Origin of the sequence: Methylomonas aurea (assembly GCF_024505045.1) — a bacterium.
GTDB lineage: Bacteria > Pseudomonadota > Gammaproteobacteria > Methylococcales > Methylomonadaceae > Methylomonas > Methylomonas aurea.
In genome coordinates, this window is sequence record NZ_JANIBM010000003.1 from 175799 (window position 1) to 192264 (window position 16466).

The following is a 16466-nucleotide window of genomic DNA, read 5'->3' on the forward strand; positions in this document are numbered from 1 at the left end:
GAAAAGCTGGAAAGCCGCCGTTCAGTTTTTTAAGGAAGGCTTGAGTCTCCCAGGCTTTCCAGTCCACCTCTCTTCATCTAATCGTTATGGCCGGAACACTCGATATTCTGCAAATACAGAAATTATTGCCGCATCGTTATCCGTTTCTATTGGTGGACAAAGTGGTCGAATGCGAGCCCGGCGTCAGTTTGACGGCAGTTAAAAACGTCACTTTCAACGAACCGTTCTTCCAGGGGCATTTTCCCAATCAACCGATCATGCCCGGCGTATTAATCATGGAAGCGCTAGCTCAAGCCACGGCGTTACTGACCTCGCAAAGCGACGACAAGTTGGGCGAGGGCGCCGTCTATTACTTGGCCGGAATCGATAATGCCCGCTTCAAGCGGCAAGTGGTGCCGGGCGATCAGTTGCGCCTGAGCGTGACTTACCTGAAACATAAACGCCATCTGTGGTCGTTCGATTGTCGGGCCGAAGTCGATGGCGAATTGGCGGCCAGCGCGCAGATCATGTGTGCAGTATCGGTGGCGTAAATGATCGATGCCAGAGCGATAGTCCATCCGAAGGCCGATTTGGCCGAAGACGTTCGCGTCGGCCCGTTCACCGTGATCGGCCCCGACGTACAAATCGATGCCGGTACCGAGATCGGGCCGCACGTCGTGATCAAAGGGCCGACCGCGATTGGTCGCGACAACAGGGTTTACCAGTTCTCGTCGATCGGTGAGGATCCGCAAGACAAGAAGTACGCCGACGAAATCACCCGGCTGGAAATCGGCGATCGCAACGTGATCCGCGAATTCTGCACGATGCACCGCGGTACGCAACAGGATCAAGGCTTGACCTTGATCGGTAGCGATAACTTATTTATGGCCTATACCCATGTTGCCCACGATTGCGTGATCGGCGACCACGTCATCATGGCCAACGGCGCATCGATCGCCGGCCACGTTCACCTGGGCGACCACGCCATTCTTGGCGGATTCACTCTGGTGCACCAGTTTACCCAGATCGGCGAATACAGCTTCTCGGCGATGGGTAGTGCGATTACCCAGGATATCCCGCCTTACGTGATGGTAGGCGGTCGGCCGACCCGTCCTCACGGCATCAATTCGGTCGGCATGGAGCGTAACGGCAAGTCTCCGGAAGTGATCCGCCAGATTCGCCAAGCCTACAAAATCCTGTACAAAAGCAATCTGCGCCTGGAAGACGCGATCGAAGAAATGGAAGGCATGGCCGGCGAAAGCAACGAACTTTCCAATATGGTCAGTTTCTTGCGCAATGTCACGCGCGGCATCCTCCGCTAGCTCCCCGCTACTGGTCGCCGGCATCGACGAAGTAGGGCGTGGCTGTATCGTCGGCCCGGTCATCGCCGCGGCGGTCATTCTGGATCCGGACAAGCCGATTGCCGGATTGACCGACTCGAAAAAGCTCAGTGAGAAACGCCGTACCGTATTGGCCGAAGAGATCAAGGCCAAGGCTTTGGCCTGGGCGATCGGCCGGGCCGAAGCCAGCGAAATCGACGCCATCAATATCCTGCAAGCGACCTTTGTCGCGATGCGGCGTGCCTATGCCCAATTGCCGATCAAGCCCGATTACATCAAAGTCGACGGCAATCGCCTGCCCGGCATAACGTGTCCCGGCGAAGCCGTCGTCGGCGGCGACGCGCTGATCGCCGAAATCTCCGCTGCCTCGATTCTGGCCAAGGTCGCTCGCGACAGCGAAATGGCGCTACTGGATCGTCTATACCCGGGTTACCATTTTGCCGGCCACAAAGGTTATCCCACCCAAGCCCACTTGGCCGCATTGGCGCAACTGGGCGTCTCGCCGCAACACCGCCGCTCCTATGCTCCGGTGAAAAAATTTCTCTAAGCCGATGAATCCGAGCTTTGTCCATCTGCGTATCCATACCGAGTTTTCGCTGGTCGACGGCATCGTCCGGATCAAGCCACTGGTGAAAAAGCTCGGCGAATTTCAAATGCCGGCTGCGGCAATCACCGAACAGTGCAATCTGTTCTCGCTGGTCAAATTCTACAAGGCCGCGCAAGGCGCCGGCATCAAACCGATAGCCGGAGCCGATGTCTGGATTTATAACCCCGAGGAACCGACTGTACCGCATCGCTTGACCTTGCTGGCCCGCAATCAGCCGGGTTACGTGACGCTGACCGAGTTGGTTTCCCGCGGTTACCAGGAGGGCCAACACCAGGGCATTCCGATGCTGCAGAAAGATTGGATTGCCGAAAACCACGATGGCTTGATCGCGTTGTCCGGGGCGATGCAGGGCGATATCGGTGCCGCGCTGCTCGTGGAGAATCGCGCTCAGGCCCGCGCCTGCGCCGAGTTTTGGAGCGGTTTGTTCCCTGATTGTTTTTATCTGGAATTGCAACGCGTCGGCAAGCCGGACGAGGAACGCTATATCGGTCTGGCGGTGGAGTTGGCGGCCGAAATGGACTTGCCCGTCGTCGCCACCAACGATGTGCGTTTTTTGAACCCAAGCGACTTCGAAGCCCATGAAGTAAGGGTTTGCATTCACCAAGGCCGGGTGCTGGACGATAGCCGGCGGCCGAAAGACTATACCAATCAGCAGTATCTGCGTAGCGCCGAAGAAATGGCCAAGCTGTTCGCCGATATTCCGGAAGCTTTGCAAAACAGCGTCGAAATCGCCAAACGTTGTACCGTCGAATTGCGTTTGGGCGAGAATTTTCTGCCGGATTTCGAGGTGCCGGAAGGCATGACGCTGGCCGACTATTTCAAGCAAGCCTCGCGCGAAGGTCTGGAAGAACGTCTGCAACAGCATGCTCCGGTCGGCAAGGGTACGTTCGAGGAAAACCGCAAGGTCTACGACGAACGTCTGGAAATCGAGCTGAACGTGATCGTGCAGATGGGTTTCCCCGGCTACTTTATGATCGTTGCCGACTTTATCCAGTGGGCCAAGAATAACGATATTCCGGTCGGGCCGGGTCGGGGTTCCGGCGCCGGCTCGTTGGTGGCGTACGCCTTGAAGATCACCGACCTCGATCCGATCGAGTTCGATCTGCTGTTCGAACGCTTCCTGAATCCGGAACGGGTGTCGATGCCGGACTTCGATATCGACTTCTGCATGGAACGCCGCGATGAGGTAATCGATTACGTCGCCCGCCATTACGGTCGCGACCATGTCTCGCAGATCATCACCTACGGTTCGATGGCTGCCAAGGCCGTAATCCGCGACGTCGGCCGGGTGATGGGCCATGCCTACGGCTTTGTCGACCGACTGGCGAAATTAATACCGTTCGAAATCGGTATGACCTTGGACAAGGCTTTGCAGGAAAGCGCCGAGTTGAAGGATTTGTACGACAGCGAAGAGGAAGTCAAACAGCTGATCGACATGGCCCGCGCCCTGGAAGGGATTTCCCGCAACGCCGGCAAGCACGCCGGTGGCGTGGTGATCGCGCCGACCAAGCTCACCGACTTCTCGCCGCTGTATTGCGAGCAGGGCGGCGGCAACCTGGTGACCCAATTCGACAAGGACGACGTCGAGGCGGTGGGTTTGGTCAAGTTCGACTTCCTGGGCTTGCGGACGCTGACCATCATCGACTGGGCGCTACAGACCATCAATCGCCAGCGCGCCGAGAAAGGCGAGCCGCCGATCGACATTGCCCAGATTCCGCGCGACGATTTGGCCAGCTACGAATTGCTGAAGAACGCCCAGACCACGGCGGTGTTCCAGCTCGAATCCAGCGGCATGAAGGCATTGATTAAAAAACTGAAGCCGGATTGCTTCGACGACATCATCGCGCTGGTGGCGCTGTTCCGACCCGGCCCACTGGAGTCGGGCATGGTTGACGACTACATCAACGTCAAGCACGGCGCCAAGGCCGAGTATGCCCATCCGCTGCTGGAGCCCATTCTCAAGCCGACCAACGGCGTGATTTTGTACCAGGAGCAGGTGATGCAAATCGCCCGCGAAATGGCCAGCTATACCCTGGGTGGCGCCGACATGCTGCGCCGGGCGATGGGTAAGAAAAAGCCGGAAGAAATGGCCAAGGAACGCGCCAAATTCACCGAGGGCGCGATCAAGAACCAGATCGACGAGAGCATTGCGACCTACATCTTCGATTTGATGGAAAAGTTTGCCGGCTACGGTTTCAACAAGTCGCACTCGGCAGCTTACGCGCTGGTCGCCTACCAGACCGCCTGGCTGAAAGCGCATTACCCGGCCGCCTTCATGGCAGCGGTGATGTCGTCGGACATGGACAACACCGATAAGGTCGTGGTGTTGATTGAAGAATGCCGGGAGATGAAACTGCAAATCTGTCCGCCCGATATCAATTTGTCCGACTTCCGTTTTACGGTTAACGATAACGGTCAGATCGTCTATGGTATCGGCGCGATCAAGGGCGTCGGCGAAAACGCGATCGACGACTTGCTGAAGGAGCGCAAAGCTAACGGGCCGTATTCCGGCTTATACGACCTGTGCAAGCGGGTCGATCTGCGCAAGGTCAACCGTCGGGTTTTAGAGGCGTTGATCAAGGCCGGCGCGTTGGATTCGATCGACCCTAACCGTGCCGCGCACATGGCCGAGTTGACTACCGCGCTACGCGTCGCCGAGCAGCATGGCAAGATGGCGCTGGCCGGGCAGAACGACTTGTTCGGGCTGGGCGTGGAAGTCGAGGAAAGCGACAACGAGGCCGATGCTTACGCCACAGTTGTCGAACCGTGGACCGAAAAGGAAAAGCTGGAAGCCGAGAAACAAACCCTGGGTTTGTTCTTGTCCGGCCATCCGATTGCCGAATACCTGCCGGAGCTGAAGCACATTACCCATGGCACGCTGGGCAGTCTGGAAGTGGATGCCGGCCGCACTCGCGGCAAGATGGAGGCCCGCGTCGCCGGTTTGATCGTGGAAATGCGCACCCGCCAGACCAAGCAGGGCAAGATGATGGGCTTCGCTACGCTGGATGATCGTACCGGCCGGCTGGAAGTCGCGGCGTTCAGCGGCATTTTCGATAAATATCGGAATCTGTTGAGCAAGGATACGATTTTGATTGCGGAAGGCTCGCTGGCCATGGACGACTTTACCAACAGTCTACGCATGACCGCTGAGAAACTGTACGGCATGGAAGAGGCGCGCGAGATATTTGCCCGAAGCATAACGCTGCAAATCGATGTCGCGAACGCCGAATTGCCTGGCGACTGGCTGGCGCGTTTGCGCGACACGCTGTTGCCGTTCCGCGGCGGGCAATGCCCGGTCGAACTGGAATACCGTACTGCGGACGACAAGGCCGCGCTGAAATTAGGCGACGAATGGCGGGTGCGCCCGGCTGACGAACTGTTGATTCGTCTGCGCCGACTGTTTAGTGCAGATCGGGTCTCGGTCCGCTATTGATCGGAGCGGTTCTGGCAACCGCCCTCTCAGGTAGCCGAAGCCATCGAATATTTGGAATTTGCCCGGATAGTGCTAGGCTGCTCCAACCTGCCGGGCGGGGCAGCCAAACCCCCGGCCGAATTTTTGAGGGAGGGAACATGGCTGATTCGATGGGTTTTATCCGCGGTATAGCCGGTGCCGCTTACTTGATGCTGTTATTGTCTGTTTTCTCCGTCCGGGCCGACGACGCTGCAGCCGCAGAAAATCGGCGGCCGGAAGCCGGCAAAGGCGATCTGCCAGGCGGTATTACTCTGCGCGCCGATGACAGCGGCCATTTTCGCGGAAAATTATCGATTAACGGTACGGAGTTGCCGTTCCTGATCGACACCGGAGCGACCTTGACAGTGATACCGATGAAGTTCGCTTTACAGGCGCGCCTGCCGTTCGGCAGGCAAGTCGATACGGCCACGGCCGGCGGCAGAACCTTCGACAAACTGACGGCCATAGACAGCCTTAGAATCGGCAATGCCGAGCTGAGGAACATCGAAGCGGTTTTGAACCAACACCTGAGCGAAATATTGTTGGGGATGAATACGCTGCGATTCTTCAAAATGACCCAATCGGGCGATACGCTGACCTTGCATCTGAATCGGCAACTGATCAAACAAAATCATTTGGAAGATCAGGTAGCGGTGCCGCCGGAACCGGGGGCGGATGCTAATAACAAACCGCAATCGATGGATTACGTGTCGCCGAATCCGATCACCAAGTCCGTGGAATGCGACGCAAGCAACCATTGCGTGACCAGGTTCGGCAATTGACCGTTTTCAGCCGGCGTCGACGGTTGCCCTGGCTAGTGCCTTTATCTAAAGCGGCCTTTTAACATCAGGGTTTGCCAGAGGTGGCGGTCCTGGCGGCCGGGATCGGAATTGCCGGCGGTTTGGCGTTCCGCTGCGTCCTTGGCCTTCGCCTCCCGCAATACCTCGCGGTAAGAGCGGTTGACGCTTTTGGCGTAGGCGTCCTGTTGTTTGCCGATTTCTTCCGCAATGGTTTTGGGCGGCTCCGGATCGTAGCGTTCTGCCAGTTCGTCGGCTAGCGATTTCAGGTGTTGGCCAATGCTCAACAATAATTTGGAATTGTGGTACTTGTCGGTGTCCAGCTTGAAGGCCTTGAGCAACTCGTCGCGCAAATTAAAGCCGTACACCACCGGTTCGCCGTCTTTCTGCTGGAAATCGTAGGCAATGTAAAAATCGAGCGGGTCTTTGGCGTTTTTATCGAACACGAATTTCGCGCTTTCCATCGAATAGTTCAACGACCCGATAAATTGCCGGCGCGCGGCTTCCAGTTCATCGAAGATAAAGTCTTCGCCGATTTGCTTGATGATGTATTTCATACTTTGCTCCTGGTTGGCTTCGCCCGTCTGCGTGAACTCGCCGGTCAAGTTGCGTCGCCGCTTGACACAAAAAAGGGAGGCCTGAGCCTCCCTTCTTGGACTACACGCTAAGGCAGCAGTTAGCGGTCGGTGCGTTTGTACTCGACGCGGCGGTTGTAAGCGCGACCTTCGTCGGTATCGTTGCTTTCCACCGGTTTGGATTCGCCGAAGCCGACGGCAGTCAGGCGTTTGCCGTCAACGCCTTGTTTAATCAGCTCGTTTCTGACCGCATCGGCACGGCGTTGCGACAGTTTTTCATTGTAGGCGTCGGTGCCGTAGCTGTCGGTGTGGCCTTGAATTTCGACGGTCAAACCGGGGTTCAATTTCATCACTTCCACCGCATTTTGGATCAACGGGCTGTATTTGGATTTGATGTCGGCTTTGTCGAAATCGAACAGTAGGCCGCGGAATGCCCAGCAGCCGTTTTTATCGACAATGGCTCCCTTCGGCGTATCGGCGCATTTGTCGGCGCAGTTGTTGACGCCGTCTTTGTCATCGTCCAGCTTAGAGCAATCGGCGACAGGCGTACCGGCTTTGAAGAAAACGTTTTTGACGAAGTCGCTCATGCCGCGCGGAGTGCTGATCGCGTCGGCGGTAGTCGAGAAACCGCAACCGGACGCATCGGCGATGCTTTGCAGTACGGCTTGGCCGGCGGCGTCTTGGTCATTGCCGACCCAAACCGTGTATATGCACAGCCGGTCGCCGTATTGGGCTTTCAGGGCTTCGGCGGTCGGAGCCGGAGAGCTTTCCTCGATGCCGTCGCTCAATACGATCATCGCGATATTGCCGGAGGCGTTAGCCAAATCGTGGCTGGATTCTTGCAGCGCATCGGCTAACGGCGTACCGCCGCTGGAGCATTGCAAAGAGGTGATTGCGCTGTCGAAGCCGGCTTGGGTGTAGTTTTGCACCGGCTGGTTTAGTTTGGTGGCGCTCCAGTTCAGGCAGGGGCCGTAACCGAAGCTGCGCAAGCCGGACATCAATGGAATCGACGGAATCGATTTGTTGAATTTGTTCAGCAGAGCTTTTTCGACATCCAGCTTGGTGCCGCTGTAATCCTGGGAATTGAGGTAAATTCGGCTCATGGATGAGGAAGAGTCGTTCACCACCAGGAAACTGTTGGTTTTTTGTACCAGTCTGCCCGATTTGACCAACGCGTTCAGATCTTCGGCCTGGAACGGCGGGAAGTTATTGCTCGACTGGGTAGCGCAGCCTGATAATACCGCTCCGGCCAGAGCAGCGGCCGTAATCATTAGGTTTGTTTTCATATCTTAGTTCTCCTGGTTGTTATTCTTGGGCGGCAAGGCTGGAGTGATTGCCTTGATGGGCAAAGTCTAACATCAATCCCTTATTTTCATATAGTTCATTCAAATGGGCCAAGCGCCGTGAAATAATAGCGGTTTGGCCGTGCCGTTGATTTTTTCCAGGGGGTATTCGATGCGTAACTTGCTAGTGCTGTGTCTGCTATTGGTGCAGATCAATCCGGCCTTCGCCGACGACATAAGACAGGCGGCCGAACAAGGCAACGCTTTGGCTCAAGCCAAACTGGCATCGCGTTTGCTGCTGGGTCGGGACGGCGAGCTGAAGGACGAGCAACAAGCCGCGCATTGGATGGAAAAGGCAGCCAATCAAGGTTTGGTCGATGCTCAAGTCGCGCTTGCGGCGATGTACGATCGCGGTTTGGGCGTTACCAGCGACCGCGACAAAGCAACCCAATGGTACGAAAAGGCTGCGGCCCAGGGCCATGGCACTTCTTTGGCTATTTTGGGCAAAAACGATGCCGCCAAGGGCAGCGTGCAATTCAACTACCAGGCGATGCGGCTGAGCGCATCGCGCTCTATTCCCGGCGAGTACGCCAAGAAATTTTTAACTACCCGATAATCCGATAATGAGTATAAGAACCCGATTTGCTCCGAGTCCCACCGGCTACCTCCATGTCGGTGGCGCCAGAACCGCATTGTTTTCATGGTTGTATGCCCGTAAGCACGGCGGTCGTTTTATTTTGCGGATTGAGGATACCGATCTGGAGCGCTCGAGCCAGGAATCGGTCAACGCGATTCTGGAGGGCATGACCTGGTTGGGTTTGGAGTACGACGAAGGCCCGTTTTACCAAACCCAGCGTTTCGACCGTTATAAAGCAGTGATTCAGCAACTGCTCGACCAAGGCGACGCCTACTATTGCTACTGCAGCCGTGAGGAACTCGATGCGTTACGCGAGCAGCAAATGGCCAACAAGGAAAAGCCGCGTTACAACGGTAAATGCCGCCATGGCGTGTCCGATCCGCGCGGGGAGCCGGTGGTGCGCTTCAAAAATCCGGAGAGCGGCGAGGTGGTCATAAACGATCTGGTGAAAGGCCGTATCGTCGTCGCCAACAAAGAATTGGACGATTTGATCATCGCCCGTTCCGACGGCACGCCGACCTACAATTTGACCGTCGTGGTCGACGATATGGATATGGGCGTCACGCATGTCATCCGCGGCGACGACCATGTCAATAATACGCCGCGGCAGATCAATATCTTGCAAGCCCTCGGCGCGCAATTGCCGATTTATGCCCATGTACCGATGATTCTGGGGCCGGACGGTGCGCGTCTGTCCAAACGCCATGGCGCGGTCAGTGTCATGCAATACCGCAACGACGGTTATCTGCCGGAAGCCTTGTTGAATTATCTGGTCCGATTGGGCTGGTCGCACGGCGATCAGGAGTTGTTTTCGATCGACGAAATGATCGCCTTGTTCGAACTTGAGAAAGTCAATGTCTCGGCGTCCACCTTCAATACCGACAAACTGGTTTGGTTGAATCATCAATACATTATGAACTCCGACCCGGCGCATGTGGCCCGGCATTTGGCCTGGCACATGGGCGAGCGCGGCATCGATCCGGCCTGCGGCCCGGCGCTGAGCGAGGTGGTGAAAGCCCAGCGCGAACGTTGCAAGACTTTGGTGGACATGGCCAACGACAGCGTCTATTTCTACCGTGAGTTTGACGAATACGACGACAAGGCCGTGAAGAAGAATTTCAAGGCTGGCGTCGATGCCGTTTTGCAGCACTTGCGCGATCAATTCAGTGCGCTGGAAGGCTGGGAGACCGAAGCGCTGCATCAGGTTGTGCTAGATAGTGCAGAGCGGTTGCAACTAAACCTGGGCAAAGTCGCGCAGCCGTTGCGGGTAGCGGTGTGCGGCGGCAGCGTGTCGCCGGCCATCGACGTGACCTTGAAGTTGCTCGGGCGCGAAAAAACCTTGAATCGGTTGGATCGGGCGATCGAGTTTATAAAAAAATTATAAATTTTCTGGACAAGGCCCTAAATATCCGTATAATACGAGGACTCAACTACGGGGCCATAGCTCAGCTGGGAGAGCGCTTGCATGGCATGCAAGAGGTCAGGAGTTCGATCCTCCTTGGCTCCACCAAATAGTTGATTTAGTCCTAAGTCCCCATCGTCTAGCGGCCTAGGACACCGCCCTTTCACGGCGGTAACCGGGGTTCGAACCCCCGTGGGGACGCCAATCTGGCTAAAGCCAGTAGCTATCGACAGCTGCAAATCAAAATAGGCAGAATTTCTGCAAAAAGTCCTGTGTCCCCATCGTCTAGTGGCCTAGGACACCGCCCTTTCACGGCGGTAACCGGGGTTCGAACCCCCGTGGGGACGCCAATCACTCTTGTTTTTCCGGCAGCAACGTTTGCTTTCTTCTTGTTCGGTGCGCTACTCGGTAGTATAGCTGGGCCAAAGTTGTTGCATTCGCGGCTATTTGATGCGTTAGAGCAACGGTCCTGAGATTATCGTGTTTGCGTATTCCGATGGTTGCTCCTGTCGACGGCTCTATAACGCCCTAAGCTAAGTGCCTAAACGCTTCTGCGAGCTGTCGTTTGGCGTCTGTCCGAATGATTTGGTCGTGCGCCAGCACGACTTGGCGAACATCCCAAGCGAGAATCCGGTCGGCGCAGCGTGCCAGCGCAGCCTTGTCTCGCACCAACTGTTTCATGGTCCGCGACATTGCCAGACGGCGGTAGACACCGAGTACCCAGGCGGCAACGCGCGCCGCTAAGCTGTTCTCGCTACCGAAGCAAAACAACAGATCGGTTAAAATCAGCGTGCCGCTCTCCTTATGAAACCAAACGGTCTCGTTGATAACAGGTAGTCCTTCGATGAACAGACTTTCCAATTCCGCCGTCCACGGCGCGTTCTCCGCCGCCGGTAAAAGGGGATAATTTTGCAAGTCCGGGCGCTTTTCAGTCAAACCGGGAGCGATGAAGCCCTGGGCATCGGGGAAGGCCTGCAAAAAAGGCAAGAAAAACAAATGATGGCTTCTGTTCGGCGCAACCACATATTTTACCGGACCGATCTCGTTGATTTCCCGAACCAATTCGGGCGACGGCTGAATTGGCGAATGCACCCAAATCACGCCGTCGGCCAGTTTGACAAAACTGGCCCGGCTACGGATGTCGAATATGCCGAACGTCAAGGTTTGTTGGGCGTGCCAGATTTGGCCGGGAACGATTGTTTCTAGCGCCATACCGTTATCCTCATTCGCAAGCGGGTAGAACCATCGGCAACAGTCTATTGTTTGACATTGCCGCCGTGCAGCCCGCATTCCTTTTTCGCGCTGTCTTCCCACCACCAGCGCCCGGCGCGTTCGTGTTGGTTGGGCAGCACCGGCCGGGTGCAAGGCTCGCAACCGATGCTGATGTAGCCGTGCTGGTGCAAGTCGTTGTAGGGTACCCGGTATGCTTCGATGTAATCCCAGACCTGAGCTGACGACCAGTTCAGCAGCGGATTGAATTTAATCAGTTGTTTCCCCGGGCCGGAGAAGCCGGCGTCGAGCTGCACTTCCGGAACGTCGCCGCGGGTGTCCAGGCTTTGGTCCTTGCGTTGGCCGGTGATCCAGGCGTCCAGCGTGGCCAGCTTTCGGCGCAACGGTTCGACTTTCCGGATCCCGCAACATTGTTGGTGGCCGTCTTCGTAAAAACTGAACAGGCCTTTTTCTTTAACGAAGGCATCCAGCTGTTCGCGGTCGGGGCTCAAAATATCGATGGCGATGCCGTAATGCTTGCGCACTTTTTCGATGAAGCGGTAGGTTTCCGGATGCAGGCGGCCGGTATCTAAAGAAAACACCTGAATGTCTTTCCGGATGTTCAGTGCCATATCGATCAACACCACATCCTCGGCGCCACTGAAAGAAATGGCGATGTTATCGAAATGGTTCAGCGCCGCTTTCAGAATGGTGCGCGGATTTTTGCCTTGCAGTTCGGTTTGGGCGGTGTTCAGATCGAATGTGGTCATAAATTAGTTCTGGGCGAAGTAGCGGGATAAAAATTCGTCGAAGTCGAGTTTGTCGCCGGCTTCGATTTCGGCTTGTTTCTGCAGCGAGCTGGCGGCCAGCTCTTCGAATTGGCGTTGGCTGTCGGCATCCAACGGTTCGGCGTTGAAATAATGTTTGTGCAAGGCCGAGGTGTTGCTGGCAAAGCAGCCGAACTCCTGGCCGTTCTCGCGCATGCAGGCCAGAATGCGCGCCGACGGTGTCAACGCCGGATTATCGACCACGGCGAGTTGCTGCTGTAAGGCTAACTGGTATGGACGGTCAAGACTGCCGCGATCGAGTACCGCGCAGATCGGTTGCATCGCGCAGAGTATATCGTGCGCCCAGTTTTGCAGTGTGATCGGCGTGCCGTTGCGGTTCAGTTCCAATCCGGGCTGGCGGCCCTGGTTGGCGACCAGCAACTGGTTGCTGTTGTTGATCTGAAATTCGTCCGGCCCTTGCGGCGGGCTATCGTGCAACAGGCAGTACAGCAAGAATGCTTCGATGAAGCGGGCCGTGCTCTCATCGATACCGATCGGATTCAACAGGTTAAGGTCCAGCGAACGCATTTCCACATACAACACGCCGCGTCGCTTCAAGGCCAAAGTCGGTTTCTCGCCGGATTTGGCGATCTGTTTCGGCCGCATGGTGCTGTAAAACTCGTTTTCGATTTGCAGAATGTTGGTATTGAGCTGTTGATACTCGCCGTCGACCTTGACACCGATCGCTTCGTATTCCGGGTATGGGGTATTGATCGCCGCGCTCAGGCTTTGCACGTAGCCTTCCAGCGAGTTGTAGTCGATTTTCAAGCCCGCCTGGTTCTTGCTCTTGTAGCCGATGTCGCTCATCCGTAGCGACGTCGCGTAGGGGTGGTACACGGTGTGGTCGTCGAATTCCTTAAATTGTTGCATCAACTGCGGCCGGCTCTTGAAAAAAGTCTTGCAGATGGCCGGCGATGCGCCGAACAGGTACAAAATCAGCCAGCCTTGGCGGTGGAAGTTGCGAATCAAGCCGAAATACGATTTGGAAATAAAGTCTTCCAGCGCCAAGTCGCCGCCGTCGTAACCGTGCAGTGCCGGCCACAACGCTTCCGGTACCGAATAATTGAAATGAATGCCGGCGATCGCCTGCATGGTGCGGCCGTAACGGTGCCACAAGCCCTTGCGGTAGATGTGTTTCATCTTGCCGATGTTCGAGGTGCCGTATTGGGCGATCGGAATGCTCAGATCGCCGTCGATACCGCACGGCATGCTGGTGGCCAGCAACATTTCGTCGCCCAGATGCGGGTAAACGAATTGGTGGATTTGATGCATGAAATGCAGCGTTTGTTTTATGTCTGGGAACGGCGGCGTGATGAACTCCAGCAGCGCTTCCGAATAATCGGTGGTGATGTGCGGGTGGGTCAAGGCGGAACCCAAGGCGCGCGGGTGAGGCGTTTGTGCGATCAGGCCCTGTTCGGTGATGCGCAGACTTTCTTTCTCGATGCCTTTCAGACCCTGCTTTAACAGGTATTGCTGGTCGCGGTCGATCAGATATTTAAGACGGTCGGGTAGTCGGCAGTAAGTAATAATCATAGAAGAAAAGGTTGGCGCCCATGGCGTCTTGGGTTAGCGGGCCATTATAAGGGTTGGCGCTCGGTTTATTGAAATCGGGCGATAGCGACGTTACCAGCAGTGAGGCAACGCCGCCGATCTCAAGCCAGATTTCCGGACTAGCTGAGCGCGAGCCTCCGTGCCGATGTCCTGTCGCTACAGATGTGGTGTAATAGCCGTTTGACCGGTATCGCGCATTTTCGGCGACAACGCCCAACACCCAGTTCATGACCCAGAATCGAGCGCTCGACACACTGCGTAACGTATTTGGCTACGACAGTTTTCGTGGCCAGCAGCAAGCCATCATCGAACAACTGATTGCCGGTCGCGACGTATTGGTGCTGATGCCGACCGGCGGCGGCAAATCCTTGTGTTACCAGATTCCGGCGTTGGTGATGGACGGAGTCGGCATCGTCATCTCGCCGCTGATTGCCTTGATGCAAGACCAGGTCAGCGCCTTGCACCAACTCGGCGTCAGAGCGGCATACCTCAATTCCACTCTGTCTTTGGAGCAAGTGCGCGACATCGAACAGCGATTGCAGAACGGCGATTTGGATCTGTTGTATATCGCGCCGGAACGGCTCTCCAATCCCCGGACCCAAGCTCTGTTTGCCCGCTGCAAAATTGCCTTGTTCGCGATCGACGAGGCGCATTGCGTATCGCAATGGGGCCACGATTTCCGCGCCGATTATTTGCAATTGTCGGTGTTGCACCAGCAGTTTCCGACGGTGCCACGGATCGCGCTGACCGCAACCGCCGACGAGCGAACCCGCCAGGAAATTATTAGCCGCTTGGCACTGGAACAAGCCCAAGTCTTCGTCAGCGGTTTCGACCGGCCCAATATCCGCTACCGGATCGTGCAGAAGGATAATGCCCGCCAACAATTGCTGAGTTTTATCCGCAGCGAGCATCCCGGCGATACCGGCATCGTTTATTGCCTGTCGCGCAAAAAAGTTGAAGAAACCGCTGACTGGCTCAACCAAAAGGGCCTGCGGGCGTTGCCTTATCACGCCGGCATGGATCACCAGCAACGCCAGAAAAACCAACACCAATTTTTGATGGAGGACGGCCTGATCATCGTCGCCACCATCGCCTTTGGTATGGGCATCGACAAACCGAACGTGCGTTTCGTCGCTCATCTGGATTTGCCGAAGAGCGTCGAGGCTTATTACCAGGAAACCGGCCGCGCCGGCCGCGACGGCCTGCCGGCCAATGCCTGGATGGCCTATGGTTTGCAGGACGTATTGACTTTGCGGCAAATGTTGGGCGCATCCAACGCCGACGCGGCGCATAAACGAGTGGAGCTGCACAAACTCGATGCGATGCTGGCCTTATGCGAAACGGTCAGTTGCCGGCGCCAGGCCTTGCTCGGCTATTTCGGCGATGTGCTGGAACATGGCTGCGGCAATTGCGATACCTGCCTGGAGCCGGTCGCGACCTGGGACGGCAGTCTCGCCGCGCAGCAGGCCTTATCTTGTATCTACCGCACCGGTCAGCGCTTCGGCGTGACCTATTTGATCGACGTCTTGCTCGGCAAGGACGACGAACGCATCAAGCAATTCGGCCATGACCGGCAGTCGACCTTCGGCATCGGCAAGGCGCTCGATGAAAAACGCTGGCGCTCGGTATTCCGGCAACTGGTGGCCAAATCGTTGGTAGAGATCGACTTCGAAGGCCACGGCAGTTTGCGTCTGGCCGACGCCTGCCGGCCGGTGCTGCGCGGCGAGCAAACCTTGATGCTGCGCAAGGATGTGCAAAGCGCCAAAACCCGCCGGGAGAAATACGAAAAACGCCAGCCGGGCGGCGCGGCGGACACGGCCCTGTGGGACGCGTTGCGGGCCAAGCGCAAACAGTTGGCCGACGAGCAGGACGTGCCGCCCTATGTGATCTTTCACGACGCGACGTTAATGGCGATGGTGGAGTCCCGGCCGCACAACCACCAGCAGTTGGGGCTGATTTCCGGCATCGGCCAGCGCAAGCTGGAATTGTACGGCGACGAGTTTCTGGCAGTGTTGGCCGAGTTCGATACCGCGGCGGAGCCCGGTTCCCGCTCCGATACCGTCACCGAGAGCCTGGATTTGTTTCGCTTGGGCTATAGCGTGGAGCAGGTGGCGCGGCAGCGGAGCTTGACCGAGGATACGGTTTACAACCATATGGCCAAAGCCCTGGAGTCCGGTTTGGTGGAGGTAGGTGACGTGTTAGCCCTGTCGCCGGCGGAACTGTCCGACATCGAGGCCGCTTTACTGGAACTGCCGGATGAGCAACGCAATGCGTTGAAGCCGGTTTACGAACGGTTGGCCGGGGCCTATAGCTACGGCATATTGCGCTGCGTCCGCGCCGCGTTACAGCGCCAGACGGCCTAGGCTTGAACTGCCTCCGCCAGTTGGAAGCGGTATTCGGTTTTCAGGCAATGGTCTAGCCATTTCTGCAGAAAGTAGTTCAAGCGCCACTTGTAATCGCGGATTTCCACCAGATTGCCCCGATCCTGATAAACCTGATCGACGTTTGGCCGATCGTTGTCGCGGATCACTTCCGCCAATTGAGCGTCGAGGTAAATACGGATTCTGACCGCCGGCACCACCAGTTCCGAGCGCTGTTGATTGAAGCAGTGGGTCAATTCTATGGTCAAGGTGTAGGGATTGCGTTCCAGCACGTCCAAATATAAGGCGGGCTTGTTCTGGGTCAGGCCGATCGCGGATTTATCGAAGGAACGCAAGTTCGGAATTAACTTGAACAATTTCTGGTAATTGGATTCGCACAGCTTTTCCAGGCAGAACGAGGTATTGACCGGTTGCACCAGGCTCATGC

Annotated in this window: 15 protein-coding genes and 3 tRNA genes; 11 read left to right on the forward strand and 7 right to left on the reverse strand. The window is 56.4% G+C overall.

Annotated elements, in window-relative coordinates:
• Positions 1-86 precede the first annotated feature (86 nt).
• The 5 genes from fabZ (at position 87) to NP603_RS04030 (ending at position 6159) form a co-directional block, all read left to right on the forward strand.
• Positions 87-530, forward strand: coding sequence for a 3-hydroxyacyl-ACP dehydratase FabZ (fabZ, locus tag NP603_RS04010; RefSeq protein ID WP_256609642.1), 444 nt, complete (start codon positions 87-89; stop codon positions 528-530).
• A complete protein-coding gene (gene lpxA, locus NP603_RS04015) occupies positions 531-1301 on the forward strand; it encodes an acyl-ACP--UDP-N-acetylglucosamine O-acyltransferase (RefSeq protein WP_256609643.1) in 771 nt (256 codons plus the stop codon).
• Positions 1276-1866, forward strand: a complete 591-nt coding sequence (gene rnhB, locus NP603_RS04020) for a ribonuclease HII (protein WP_256609644.1) — start codon at positions 1276-1278, stop codon at positions 1864-1866. Before lpxA ends, rnhB begins: the two co-directional genes overlap by 26 nt.
• 4 nt (positions 1867-1870) lie before the next feature.
• The gene (gene dnaE / locus NP603_RS04025) at positions 1871-5359 is read left to right on the forward strand and encodes a DNA polymerase III subunit alpha (protein WP_256609645.1); all 3489 of its coding nucleotides are present in this window, start codon (positions 1871-1873) and stop codon (positions 5357-5359) included.
• 137 nt (positions 5360-5496) lie between these two features.
• Entirely contained in the window at positions 5497-6159 is a 663-nt protein-coding gene (locus tag NP603_RS04030) for a retropepsin-like aspartic protease family protein (protein WP_256609646.1), read from the forward strand.
• 41 nt (positions 6160-6200) lie between these two features.
• Here the strand turns inward: NP603_RS04030 and NP603_RS04035 are convergent, their stop codons facing one another.
• Together NP603_RS04035 and NP603_RS04040 are read right to left on the reverse strand one after the other, a co-directional pair.
• Entirely contained in the window at positions 6201-6731 is a 531-nt protein-coding gene (locus tag NP603_RS04035) for a hypothetical protein (protein WP_256609647.1), read from the reverse strand.
• Positions 6732-6850: 119 nt separating this feature from the next.
• A complete protein-coding gene (locus NP603_RS04040; protein WP_256609648.1) occupies positions 6851-8035 on the reverse strand; it encodes an OmpA family protein in 1185 nt (394 codons plus the stop codon).
• 169 nt (positions 8036-8204) lie between these two features.
• Between NP603_RS04040 and NP603_RS04045 the strand changes: the two genes are divergently transcribed.
• The 5 genes from NP603_RS04045 (at position 8205) to NP603_RS04065 (ending at position 10421) form a co-directional block, all read left to right on the forward strand.
• Positions 8205-8648: a tetratricopeptide repeat protein gene (locus NP603_RS04045; protein WP_256609649.1), complete on the forward strand. Its 444-nt coding sequence runs from the start codon at positions 8205-8207 to the stop codon at positions 8646-8648.
• Between the two features lie 7 nt (positions 8649-8655).
• Entirely contained in the window at positions 8656-10053 is a 1398-nt protein-coding gene (gene gltX, locus NP603_RS04050; RefSeq protein ID WP_256609650.1) for a glutamate--tRNA ligase, read from the forward strand.
• Between the two features lie 50 nt (positions 10054-10103).
• Positions 10104-10179 (forward strand) — tRNA-Ala (locus tag NP603_RS04055).
• A gap of 20 nt (positions 10180-10199) precedes the next feature.
• Positions 10200-10275, forward strand: a tRNA-Glu gene (locus tag NP603_RS04060).
• Between the two features lie 70 nt (positions 10276-10345).
• A tRNA-Glu gene (locus NP603_RS04065) sits at positions 10346-10421 on the forward strand.
• Between the two features lie 178 nt (positions 10422-10599).
• Here the strand turns inward: NP603_RS04065 and NP603_RS04070 are convergent.
• The 4 genes from NP603_RS04070 to NP603_RS04085 are packed head-to-tail and all read right to left on the reverse strand — an operon-like array spanning position 10600 to position 13887.
• The gene (locus NP603_RS04070) at positions 10600-11283 is read right to left on the reverse strand and encodes a DUF4336 domain-containing protein (protein WP_256609651.1); all 684 of its coding nucleotides are present in this window, start codon (positions 11281-11283) and stop codon (positions 10600-10602) included.
• Between the two features lie 44 nt (positions 11284-11327).
• Positions 11328-12050, reverse strand: coding sequence for a phosphoadenylyl-sulfate reductase (locus NP603_RS04075; RefSeq protein ID WP_256609652.1), 723 nt, complete (start codon positions 12048-12050; stop codon positions 11328-11330).
• 3 nt (positions 12051-12053) lie between these two features.
• Positions 12054-13640, reverse strand: coding sequence for a glutamate--cysteine ligase (gene gshA / locus NP603_RS04080; RefSeq protein WP_256609653.1), 1587 nt, complete (start codon positions 13638-13640; stop codon positions 12054-12056).
• Positions 13603-13887, reverse strand: coding sequence for a hypothetical protein (locus NP603_RS04085; RefSeq protein WP_256609654.1), 285 nt, complete (start codon positions 13885-13887; stop codon positions 13603-13605). The genes gshA and NP603_RS04085 overlap by 38 nt, the downstream gene beginning before the upstream one ends.
• Here NP603_RS04085 and recQ point away from each other — a divergent pair.
• Entirely contained in the window at positions 13886-16021 is a 2136-nt protein-coding gene (gene recQ, locus NP603_RS04090) for a DNA helicase RecQ (protein ID WP_256609655.1), read from the forward strand. The two genes, NP603_RS04085 and recQ, sit on opposite strands and share 2 nt — an antisense overlap.
• Here recQ and NP603_RS04095 read toward each other — a convergent pair.
• The gene (locus NP603_RS04095; RefSeq protein ID WP_256609656.1) at positions 16018-16464 is read right to left on the reverse strand and encodes a DUF1249 domain-containing protein; all 447 of its coding nucleotides are present in this window, start codon (positions 16462-16464) and stop codon (positions 16018-16020) included. The genes recQ and NP603_RS04095 overlap by 4 nt on opposite strands.
• Between the last annotated feature and the right edge of the window lie 2 nt (positions 16465-16466).

Coding starts and splice junctions, on each gene's coding strand:
- fabZ (WP_256609642.1), top strand. CDS start 87: ATGGCCGGAACACTCGATATTCTGCAAATACAGAAATTATTGCCGCAT.
- lpxA (WP_256609643.1), top strand. CDS start 531: ATGATCGATGCCAGAGCGATAGTCCATCCGAAGGCCGATTTGGCCGAA.
- rnhB (WP_256609644.1), top strand. CDS start 1,276: ATGTCACGCGCGGCATCCTCCGCTAGCTCCCCGCTACTGGTCGCCGGC.
- dnaE (WP_256609645.1), top strand. CDS start 1,871: ATGAATCCGAGCTTTGTCCATCTGCGTATCCATACCGAGTTTTCGCTG.
- NP603_RS04030 (WP_256609646.1), top strand. CDS start 5,497: ATGGCTGATTCGATGGGTTTTATCCGCGGTATAGCCGGTGCCGCTTAC.
- NP603_RS04035 (WP_256609647.1), bottom strand. CDS start 6,731: ATGAAATACATCATCAAGCAAATCGGCGAAGACTTTATCTTCGATGAA.
- NP603_RS04040 (WP_256609648.1), bottom strand. CDS start 8,035: ATGAAAACAAACCTAATGATTACGGCCGCTGCTCTGGCCGGAGCGGTA.
- NP603_RS04045 (WP_256609649.1), top strand. CDS start 8,205: ATGCGTAACTTGCTAGTGCTGTGTCTGCTATTGGTGCAGATCAATCCG.
- gltX (WP_256609650.1), top strand. CDS start 8,656: ATGAGTATAAGAACCCGATTTGCTCCGAGTCCCACCGGCTACCTCCAT.
- NP603_RS04070 (WP_256609651.1), bottom strand. CDS start 11,283: ATGGCGCTAGAAACAATCGTTCCCGGCCAAATCTGGCACGCCCAACAA.
- NP603_RS04075 (WP_256609652.1), bottom strand. CDS start 12,050: ATGACCACATTCGATCTGAACACCGCCCAAACCGAACTGCAAGGCAAA.
- gshA (WP_256609653.1), bottom strand. CDS start 13,640: ATGATTATTACTTACTGCCGACTACCCGACCGTCTTAAATATCTGATC.
- recQ (WP_256609655.1), top strand. CDS start 13,886: ATGACCCAGAATCGAGCGCTCGACACACTGCGTAACGTATTTGGCTAC.
- NP603_RS04085 (WP_256609654.1), bottom strand. CDS start 13,887: ATGAACTGGGTGTTGGGCGTTGTCGCCGAAAATGCGCGATACCGGTCA.
- NP603_RS04095 (WP_256609656.1), bottom strand. CDS start 16,464: ATGAGCCTGGTGCAACCGGTCAATACCTCGTTCTGCCTGGAAAAGCTG.